General features: G+C 69.7%; 6 protein-coding genes. All 6 read left to right on the top strand.

Features of this window, described 5'->3' with window-relative positions:
• The first annotated feature begins 496 nt into the window (after nt 1–496).
• Nucleotides 497–730 carry a hypothetical protein gene (locus AX737_RS23005; RefSeq protein WP_003602908.1) on the top strand — a complete coding sequence of 78 codons (234 nt, stop codon included), beginning with the start codon at nt 497–499 and terminating at the stop codon, nt 728–730.
• Nucleotides 731–1,837: 1,107 nt separating this feature from the next.
• Nucleotides 1,838–5,125 (top strand): PAS domain-containing protein, encoded by a 3,288-nt coding sequence (locus AX737_RS23000; RefSeq protein ID WP_003602906.1) that lies wholly within the window; start codon nt 1,838–1,840, stop codon nt 5,123–5,125.
• Nucleotides 5,126–5,273: 148 nt separating this feature from the next.
• Nucleotides 5,274–5,693, top strand: a complete 420-nt coding sequence (locus AX737_RS22995; RefSeq protein ID WP_003602905.1) for a hypothetical protein — start codon at nt 5,274–5,276, stop codon at nt 5,691–5,693.
• Between the two features lie 80 nt (nt 5,694–5,773).
• A complete protein-coding gene (locus AX737_RS22990; protein WP_003602904.1) occupies nt 5,774–6,169 on the top strand; it encodes a FixH family protein in 396 nt (131 codons plus the stop codon).
• Complete coding sequence (locus AX737_RS22985) at nt 6,166–7,650, top strand: efflux RND transporter periplasmic adaptor subunit (protein WP_003602903.1); 1,485 nt, start codon at nt 6,166–6,168, stop codon at nt 7,648–7,650. Before AX737_RS22990 ends, AX737_RS22985 begins: the two co-directional genes overlap by 4 nt.
• On the top strand, nt 7,647–10,645 hold a 2,999-nt coding region (locus AX737_RS22980; RefSeq protein WP_066925311.1), incomplete at its 3' end, for a CusA/CzcA family heavy metal efflux RND transporter. The genes AX737_RS22985 and AX737_RS22980, both read left to right, overlap by 4 nt.

Below are 10,645 nucleotides of genomic sequence, written 5' to 3'. Positions count from 1 at the left end.
GTCGCAAGATTATCCCGGGCAACCTAACAGGGCGCCGCCGCTTGCGGCAATGGCACAGGCTCCAAGCCATTGTGCCGCAGTCCCGACGACCGCGCCCCGATGCTTTGCGGGTGGCGGACCAGCATCCCAGGCGCCGTTGCCGGGGGTCCCTCTGGACGACGGCCTCGGCGAGGTTCGGCGCACGCTGGCGGCCACCAGCACCGCGAGCTCGATCACGCGCACGGCGTCGAGGACCGACATCAACACGACCGCACGGTGGTGCGCGAGTGTCACCGCCACGGCGACGCCCGCAAGCGCGCCATCGTGGAGGAGCACGGCCACCGTGTAGCGGAACGTCGACCCGGGGCCGGGACGGCGGCATCGGCGGGCGGCCCAGTCCCACGCTCCTCGAAAGGTCGGCGAACCCAGCGTGACGGTTGCCTGAACGGCGGTTTCAGAACGCATTCAACGGCGGCGGCGCAACCTGCCGTTATACGAATCCCCGGAGGATACAGCGATGCGGCGACACCTTGCAGGCTTGATGGCCGCGGCCATCGTCATCGCGCCGGCCGCGGCCTCGGCCCAATATTACGAGCGCGGCTATGGCGAACGGCGGCCGCACGATCATGTCGAGGTCTACCGTCACGGCGACCATGACGACGTCGTAGTCCGGCACCATCACACGCGCCGCGACGAATACGAGCCGCGCCGGTTCGAGCGGCACCATCACCACCACGACTTCGACGACTGAGGTCGCAGGCCGGAATTGGGGGCGGCGCATGGGGAGTAACGTGCGCGGGAGGCTTCGCGGGCGCGTACCCGATGCCCGCGGCCAGGCGCGAAAACCCGCGAGTTCGGGTAGCATCCGCATGTCCGCACCGCCTGCTTGGACGGGCCGCCCGGAGAACTCCTATCTCCTGCCGGGCATTTCGTGCCTGTACCCGTGCGCATGCCAGTCGTTGTCCGCGTGCGCGGGCTTGCCGTCGGGCACCTTCTCCCCCGCCGGAGCGCGAGCCGTTGCGGTGGGTTGGTCCGCCGGACACGGCTCCGGTGTTCAGGACCGTTCGCTTGAAGTTCGGGACGTTGCCATGCACGTCCAAGATGAAGGCAGGATCCTCGGCGGCCTCCTGCATCCCGGGGGAGAGCAGCCGCGACCGTCCGCTTCAACTGTCCGCCATCCGGCGGCAACCGCATCGGTCAATTCGAACAACGAGGTAACCACGCCGTTAGTGGCTGGATCGCTGGGTCCGCGACGAGATGTGTCCGCGACCGGACACCCGGCCGAGGAAGGTGGACATCGGCCGGCAATTCGCCCTCCGGGCCGGTCGCCAGGGCGACGCGCACTTACGAGTGTAGCGCGCGCCAACTCGGTGGTTCTCCAGCACGCGTCGGGGGGCGGCCAGGCGCACTGTCGCCAGCACCTGGTCGCCGCCCGTATGCGGCATCCCGAAAGGGAGCTTCGAAGCTGCGGAGTTCGAGCCTGACCTGAGTGGCCTGCCGCGTTCCGAGACGGGGCCGCCATAGGTCGGGGACGGACGGCGCAAGCTCCGTCGGAACGCCGGGTGGGACAAAACGGGAGACATCCCGACCAGCCAAACGTGTTAAGCCGCTGCCATGCCCGCCAAGCGCTCGCGTCATACCTCCCTGGTCGTGCCCGTCGCCGGATGGTCGAAAAGCCAAGCCACCCAAAGTAAGCACACCTCGGCCAGCGAGTTCACCCGCGCTTCGATGCGCGTGAAAGCCCGGCACGAGGCTCACACGGTAGGTCAGGTCCCGTGGTCGACACGGTCTCCGCTAGCGCAAGGGCAAGCCTGATCCGATGACCCAGGCTCCGGGCTTCCTGGCAGGAGGGGGCAACATGGGCGCGCGGATGCGCGCCCACGATTGGGCGTCGACGTTCCTCGGGCCGGCGGACCGGTGGCCGCAAGCCTTCGTGACGCTGTTGCGAGTGATGCTCAGCTCGCGCCAGCCGATGTTCCTGTGCTGGGGTCCCGAGCGTACGCTCGTCTACAACGACGCCTACGCCCCCATGCTCGGCGCCCGGCATCCCGATGCCCTCGGTCGCCCGTTCTTCGATGTCTGGCCCGAGGTCCGCATCGAGGTCGGGGTCCTGATGGATCGGGTGTATGCCGGCGACCCGGTGCACATGGACGACCTCCAGCTCACCTTGCACAGGAACGGCTACCCCGAGGAAACGCACTTCTCGTTCTCCTACACGCCCGTCCCGGACGACAGAAACACGGTCGCGGGGCTGTTCTGTGCCTGTACCGAGATCACCAAGCAGGTCCTGGCCGAGCGCCGCCTGTCGGCCGAGCGCGAGCGCTTCGCCAGCCTCTTCGAGCAGACCCCGACGTTCATGACCGTGCTGCGCGGCAGGGAGCATCGGTTCGAACTGGCCAATCCCCGCTACCTGAAGCTCGTCGGCCACCGGGACGTCGTAGGCAGGACGGTCGCGGAAGCCCTGCCCGACGCGGTCGAGCAAGGGTTCCTGGAAATTCTCGACCAGGTCTACGACAGCGGCGTGCCGCAGACGTTCCATGGCATCCGCTACGCCGTGCAGGCGGTGCCGGGCGGCCCGCATGACGAGCGCTTCGTCGACGTCGTCTACCAACCGATCCGGGATGTCGACGGTACGGTCGGGGGTATCTTCATCGAGGGCGCGGACGTCACCGACCGTGCGCGGGCGGAGACGCGGCGCGAGGCGCTGGTGCGGATCACCGACCGGTTCAATGAGCTCACGAGGGCGGACGACATCGCTTTCGCGGCCTCGCAGGTCCTCGGCGAGACGTTGGCGGTCAGCCGTGTGGGATACGGCACCATCGACCCCGACGCCGAGACGCTCCACGTCGAGCGCGACTGGAACGCACCGGGCGTCGAGACCCTCGCCGGCGTCGTGCCGCTGCGGACCTACGGGTCGTTCATCGACAGCCTGAAGCGCGGCGAGTTCGTCAGCATCGCGGACGTCGAGCGCGACGATAGGACGGCGGGCGCGGCGGAGGCCTCGAAGGGGCGCGGCGCGCACGCCTTCGTCAACGTGCCGGTGCTCGAACAGGGTCGGCTCGTGGCCGCCCTCTTCGTCAACCATGCCGAGGTGCGGGACTGGGCGCCGGACGACCTGGCCTTCATCCGGGAAGTCGCGGGCAGGACCCGCATCGCGGTTGAGCGGAGCCGTGTCGAGACGGCCTTGCGCGACCTCAACGCCGACCTCGAACGGCAGGTCGCCGAACGGTCACGCGAGTTGAGCCGGACTTGGCAGGTCTCCACGGACCTCCTGGGCATCGCCGACGACGCCGGATTCTTCGTCCGGACCAACCCGGCCTGGAAGTCGCTGCTGGGCTGGAGCGATGCGGAGGCCGCACGCATCCCCTTCGTCGAGCTGGTCCACCCCGACGACGTCAGGGCCACCCACGCCGCGCTGGATCGGCTACGGGCCGGGGAGGCGGTCCTCCGCTTCGAGAACCGCTGCCGCACCACCGCCGGTGGGTACCGCTGGCTAGCCTGGGTCGCGGTCCCCGAGGGCGGGCAATTCTACTGCAGCGCGCGGGACGTGACGGAGGAGAGGGAGCATGCCGCGACCCTCGCCGAGCGTACCGCCGAGCGCGACCGGCTCTGGAACCTGTCCGAGGACATGCTGGCCCGCGCCAACTACCAGGGGACGATGTCGGCGGTGAGTCCTGCCTGGACCCAGGTGCTAGGCTGGTCCGAGGCCGAGCTCCTGTCGCGGCCCTACGCGACCTTCATGCATCCCGACGACACGGACCAGACGCTTGCGGCCCTCGTCCGGATGGGCGACACGAAGCGGCCAACCCGGTTCGAGAACCGCATCGCCGCGAGCGACGGGTCGTGGAAGTCCATCGAATGGACCGTGGCGCCCGAGCCGGACGGGCTGCACTTCATCGCCGTCGGTCGCGACCTGAGCGTGGCGAAGGCGCGCGAGGCGGAACTCGCGGCGGCTCAGGAAGCCCTGAGGCAATCGCAGAAGATGGAGGCGGTCGGACAGTTGACCGGCGGCTTGGCGCACGACTTCAACAACCTGCTCGCCGGCATCTCCGGCTCGCTGGAACTGATGCAGACCCGGATGCAACAGGGACGGCTCAGCGATGTCGACCGCTACATGGCGGCCGCGCAGGGCGCCTCGAAGCGCGCGGCCGCCCTGACCCACCGCCTGCTCGCCTTCTCGCGCCGCCAGACCCTGGCCCCCAAGCCCACCGACGTGAACCGCCTCGTCTCCGGCATGCAGGAATTGATCCAGCGTACGGTCGGCCCGGCCATTCCCGTGGAGGTCGTCGGCGCATCCGGGCTGTGGCCTGCGCTGGTGGACCCACCGCAGCTTGAGAACGCGCTGCTCAACCTGTGCATCAACGCGCGTGACGCGATGCCGGACGGCGGGCGCATCACGGTCGAGACCGCCAACAAATGGCTCGACGAGCGGGCCGCACGCCAGCATGACATGCCCGAGGGGCAGTACCTCTCCCTCTGCGTCACCGACACCGGTACCGGCATGCCGCCGGACGTCGTCGCGCGGGTGTTCGAGCCGTTCTTCACCACCAAGCCGCTGGGCGAGGGCACTGGACTCGGCCTCTCGATGATCTACGGCTTCGCCCAGCAGTCCGGCGGGCAGGTGCGTATCTACTCGGAAGTCGGCAGGGGCACGACCGTGTGCGTCTACCTTCCGCGCCACTACGGCGAGATCGCCGAGGACACGGGTGACGAAGTCGCGACGACGCTACCCCGCTCCGAGCAGGGCGAGACCGTCCTCGTCGTGGACGACGAGCCGACGGTCCGCATGCTGGTCAACGACATCCTGGAGGATCTCGGCTACACCGCCATCGAGGCCGCCGACAGCGCCGCGGGCCTCAAGGTGCTGCAGTCGGACGTCCGTATCGACCTTCTGGTGACGGACGTGGGGCTGCCAGGCGGCATGAACGGCCGGCAGATGGCCGATGCCGGCCGCGTCACCCGTCCCGACCTCAAGGTGCTGTTCATCACCGGATACGCCGAGAATTCCATTCTCGGGAACGGCCATCTCGCACCGGGCATGGCGGTCCTGACCAAGCCCTTCGCCGTCGACACGATGTCTGCCCGCATCCGCTCCATGATCGAGGCGTCGGATGCAGGGCCGCTCGGGCGACGCCTGGTTCCCTAGGGCCTGACCCGGGACGACCGTAAGTCAGGCTGCCATCCTGGGCTTGACCTTCCCACCGTGGAAAGCCTTATCCAGGCCACCTGCAGGTCGCTGCGCGCGGGAAACCGGGAGGCTTCATGCGCGCCCTGAAAACTGGCATCCTCGATTCGTGACGTTTTGGCTCGCCCTTCGGCGGCTGCTCCCGCTCATGGCGGTTGTCAGCCTCGCCCTGACGCCGGTGACCGCTTCCGCGGCCGCCGTGGGCATGCGCGCCTCCATGACGGCGCAGGCGCAAGGGTCCCGCGAGGCCATGCCCGGCATGGGCCATGAAGCGATGGGAGGGACCGACATGGCCGGCATGGCCATGGACGACATGCGCTGCTGCCCGCCCGAGAAGCCACTGAACCCGGACTGCGCCAAGGCGGGTTGCCCCCTAAAGGCGCTCTGTAACGCCGGCGTCGCCTCGCTCCTGCCGACCGCGGTCCCCATCCCGAGGCCGGGGGCGACGTGCGCCGCGCCGGCTTGGCCCGAAGCGGCCTCGTTCGCCAGCGTGCACGGCCCCCCGCCGCCAGAGCCTCCCAGAGCCTGACCCGATGCCGCCGGCGCCTGCGCCGGCACGGTGACGCGCGTCCGCGCGTGGCCATCCATCGCATTCAGGAGACGACAAACGTGACCCGGAAATCCTTCTCGCGCGCCCTCTGGGCTGCGCTGTTCGCTGCCGCCCTGACGGGGCCAGCCGTCGCCGACATCAAGGACTACGCGTTCGAGCTCGTGCAGCGTGAGGCGAAGGTCGGCGAGGCCGTCCTGTCCGTCCGCCTCGTCGACAGGCGCACCGGCAAGCCGGTGACCGACGCCGTGATCTTCGCCAAGCGCATCGACATGGCCCCCGACAGCATGGAGGAGATGGTCTCGAAGATCGAGCAGGTCCCCTCGACCGAGCCGGGCGTCTACCGCTTCAGGGCGAAGCTCTCGATGGCGGGAGGCTGGCGCCTGTCGCTCGGGGCCAAGGTCCAGGGCGAGACGGGCACAGTCGAGAACAAGCTCGTCTTCCAGGCCGTCAAATGAGCCGGGCGGGCTGGACGGCCGGTGCCCTCGCCGCGCTGGTGGCAGGGAGCGCCGGCTACGTCGCCGGGCACGGTGGCAATCCCGTGCCGGCGCTCGTCGAGCGCGCGCGGAGCCGGCTCGCCCACCGCCCCCCCGGCGAGCCGGCTCCGGTCACCCCGTCCCCCGCGAAGGCGACCGGGCCGGTCGTCTACTATCGGGACCCGGACGGGAAGCCGGCCTACTCGCTCGCGCCGATGCTGACCGCCGACGGGCGCGTCTTCCGGGCCGTGCGTGCCAGCGAGGACGTGCGATTCGATGACCCGGAGGACGGCGAGGCCATGCCCGCCGACAGGGCCGCGAACGGCATTTCGGGGCAGGGTGCGGCGACGTCCGACGCCCGGCAAGTGCTGTACTACCGCAACCCGATGGGCTTGGCCGACACCTCGCCTGTGCCGAAGAAGGATTCGATGGGGATGGACTACATCCCCGTCTACGCGGGCGAGGACGAGGGCGGCGTCGTGAAGGTGGCGCCGGGCAAGGTCCAGCGCACGGGCGTGCGGACCGAGCTCGCGGAGCGCCGCGTCCTGTCTCTGCCGGTGCGGGCGCCGGGCAGCGTCGAGGAGGACGAGCGCCGCATCTCCGTCATCGCCATGCGCACGGACGCCTTCATCGAGAAGGTCGAGCCGGTCACCACCGGCGACCACGTCCACAAGGGGCAGCCGCTGCTGCGCCTGTTCGCGCCCGAGATCAATGCGGTCGCGGCCCAGTACCTGACCTCCATCGGCTACGAGGGGGGCCGCCGGCGGCTGGAGAACCTTGCCATCCCGCCGGAGGTCATCGACGAGATCGAGCGCACCCATAAGGTACCACCCTCCATCACCTGGTCCTCGCCCCGGGACGGCGTCGTGGTCGAGCGCAACGTCTCGGACGGGATGAAGGCCAAGTCCGGTGACGTCCTGTTCCGCATCGTCGACCACACGCGCGTCTGGGTGCTGGCCGACGTGACCGAGCGCGACCTCGCCGGGGTGGCGGAGGGACAGAGGGCGACGGTGCGGGTGCGGGCCTTCCCGGACCGGACCTTCACCGGGACGGTGACCCGGATCTACCCCCACCTCAACATGGAGACCCGGACCGCCCGCCTGCGCGTCGAGCTGCCGAACCCCGACGGCGCCCTGCGCCCGTCGATGTACGCGGACGTCGAGATCGCGACAGGCGACGCCAAGCCAGTGGTGGCGGTGCCCGACGACGCGGTCATCGACACCGGCGAGCGCCAGGTCGTGCTGCTCGACCACGGCGAGGGGCGCTTCGAGCCGAAGCCGGTGACGGTCGGCCTCCGCGGCCGGGGCTACGTCGAGATCCGCGAGGGGGTCACGGCCGGTGACCGCGTGGTTACCGCGGCGAACTTCCTGATTGACGCCGAGAGCAACCTGAAGGCGGCGCTGCAGGGCATGACCGCGCCCAAGGATGACCAGCAGGCGGCGAGCGCGGGAGGCACGCCGTGATCGCCCGCCTGATCGGCTGGTCGGCCCGCAACCTCGTCCTGGTGCTGATCGGGACCGTGTTCGCGGTGGCGACCGGCGTCCTGGCGCTCAAGACCCTGCCGCTCGACGCCATCCCCGACCTCTCGGACGTGCAGGCCATCGTCTACACCGAATACCCCGGGCAAAGTCCGACGACCGTCGAGGACGTCGTCACCTTCCCCCTCACGACCGCCATGCTGACGGTTCCGAAGGCGAAGGTGGTGCGCGGCTTCTCGTTCTTCGGGGTGTCCTTCGTCTACGTCATCTTCGAGGACGGCACCGACCCGTACTGGGCGCGCTCGCGCGTGCTGGAGTTCCTCAACGGTGCGGCGAGCCGCCTGCCGGTCGGCGTGACGCCGACCCTCGGACCCGACGCGACCGGTGTGGGCTGGGTCTACCAGTACGTCGTCGTCGCGAAGGAACGGACGCTCGCCGAGCTTCGGTCGCTGCAGGATTGGGTCATCCGGTTCGGGGCCTCGCGCGCGGAGGGCGTGGCCGAGGTCGCGGGCGTCGGCGGGTTCGTGAAGCAGTACAACGTCGTCGTGGACCCGAACCGGCTGCGCGCGCAGGGCATCAGCCTCAACAAGCTCCGGGACGCCATCCGGTCGAGCAACGCCGACGTCGGCGGGCGCACGGTCGAGCTGTCCGAGTTCGAGTTCATGGTGCGCGGGCGCGGTTACCTGAAGAGCGTCGCCGATATCGAGAACATCGTGCTCAAGACCGTGGGCGGCACGCCGCTGCGGCTCCGGGACGTCGCCCGGGTCGAGCTCGGGCCGGACGAGCGCCGCGGCATCACCGAGATGAACGGCGAGGGCGAGGTCGCCGGCGGCATCGTCCTGCAGCGCTTCGGCGCCAACGCACTCAACGTCATCGAGGGCGTCAAGGCGAAGCTCGCAGAGGTCGCGAAAAGCCTGCCGGCCGGCACCGAGATCCTGCCGGTCTACGACCGCTCGCAGCTCATCGACGCGGCCATCGACACCCTGCGCCACACGCTGGTCGAGGAGAGCATCGTCGTCTCTCTCGTCTGCATCGTGTTCCTGCTGCACGTGCGCAGCGCGCTCGTGGCCATCCTGATGCTGCCGGTCGGCATCCTGATGGCCTTCGCCGGCATGAGGGCGCTCGGAATCGGCGCCAACATCATGAGCCTGGGCGGCATCGCCATCGCGGTCGGCACCATGGTCGACGCCGCCATCGTGATGATCGAGAACGCCCACAAGCACCTGGAGCGGGCGCCCCCGGGCAAGCCGCGGGTCGAGGTCCTCGTCGAGGCCGCTGCGGAGGTCGGGCCGTCCCTGTTCTTCTCGCTCCTCGTCATCACGATGAGCTTCCTGCCGATCTTCACCCTGGAGAGCCAGGAGGGACGGCTGTTCGGGCCGCTCGCCTTCACCAAGACCTTCGCCATGGCGGCGGCGGCGCTCCTCTCGGTCACGCTGGTGCCGGCCCTGATGGTGCTGTTCGTGCGCGGGCGCATCGTCCCGGAGCACCGCAACCCGCTGAACCGGCTCCTCATCTGGCTGTACCTGCCTCTCATCGCCGGCGTTCTGCGAGCCCGACTCCTCACCATCCTGCTCGCCGTCGGCGTACTGGCCGCGACCGCTTGGCCGGCCCGGCAACTCGGATCCGAGTTCATGCCGGAGCTCGACGAAGGCACGCTGCTCTACATGCCGACGACCCTGCCGGGCATCTCGGTGACCAAGGCCGGCGAGCTCCTCGCCACCCAGGACCGCATCATCAAGAGCTTCCCCGAGGTGGCCTCGGTCTACGGCAAGGCTGGGCGCGCCAACACGGCCACCGACCCCGCGCCGATGGAGATGTTCGAGACGGTCATCGCCTTGAAGCCGAAGGCGGAGTGGCGCCCGGGCGTGACGCTCGCGAGCCTCAAGGCGGAGATGGACGCGGCCCTGCAGTTCCCGGGTGTGTCGAATGCCTGGACGCAGCCGATCCGCGCGCGCATCGACATGCTCTCGACGGGCATCCGCACCCCGGTGGGCGTGAAGGTGCTGGGCACCAACCTCAGGGCGATGGAGGGGGTCGCCCGCCAGGTGGAGACGGTGGTGCGGGCCGTGCCGGGCACGTCGAGCGCCTATGCCGAGCGGGTCATCGGGGGCTACTTCCTCGACATCACGCCGGACCGCGAAGCGCTCGGGCGCTACGGCCTGATGGTCGGGGACGTGCAGGACGTCGTCGCGACGGCCCTGGGTGGGCAGTCCGTGACGAACACGGTCGAGGGCCGCGAGCGCTACACCGTCAATGTGCGCTACCCGCGCGCCTTCCGCTCGGACCCAAGGGCCATCGCGACAGAGGTCCAGGTGCCGCTGCCGACCGGCGGCACGGTGCCGCTCGGTGAGGTGGCGAAGGTCGAGCTCACCCGAGGGCCGACCTCGATCCGCACCGAGAACGGGCATCTCGCGGTCTACCTCTTCGTCGACATCGCCGGGCGAGACCTCGGCGGCTACGTCGCCGAGGCGCGCAAGGCGGTGGCAGACGCGGTGCGGCTTCCCCAGGGCACGACCCTGCAGTGGAGCGGACAGTACGAGTACCTGGAGCGTGCGGAGGCGCGCCTCGCGGTCGTGGTGCCGCTGACGCTGCTGATCGTGTTCCTGCTGCTCTACCTGAACTTCCGGCGCCTGACCGAGACACTCATCGTGATGCTGTCGCTGCCTTTTGCCCTGGTCGGCGGGGTGTGGCTGCTCTGGTGGATGGGCTTCAACCTGTCGGTCGCTGTGGCGGTCGGCTTCATCGCCCTGGCTGGCGTCGCTGCCGAGACCGGGGTGATCATGCTGGTCTACCTCGACCACGCCCTCGACGAGGTCCGCGCCCAGTGCGAGCGCGAGGGACGCCCGCTCGCGCGCCCGGACCTGCGCCGGGCCATCATGGTCGGCGCGGTCGAGCGGGTCCGGCCCAAGATGATGACGGTCGTCGCCATCATGGCGGGCCTGCTGCCCATCCTCTGGAGTACCGGTTCAGGCTCCGAGGT

This window comes from Methylobacterium sp. CCH5-D2 (genome assembly GCF_001556475.1).
GTDB classification, from domain to species: Bacteria; Pseudomonadota; Alphaproteobacteria; order Rhizobiales; family Beijerinckiaceae; genus Methylobacterium; species Methylobacterium hispanicum.
The sequence above is the reverse complement of the archived record's forward strand: the minus strand, read 5'-3'. Positions and strand labels throughout refer to the sequence as shown.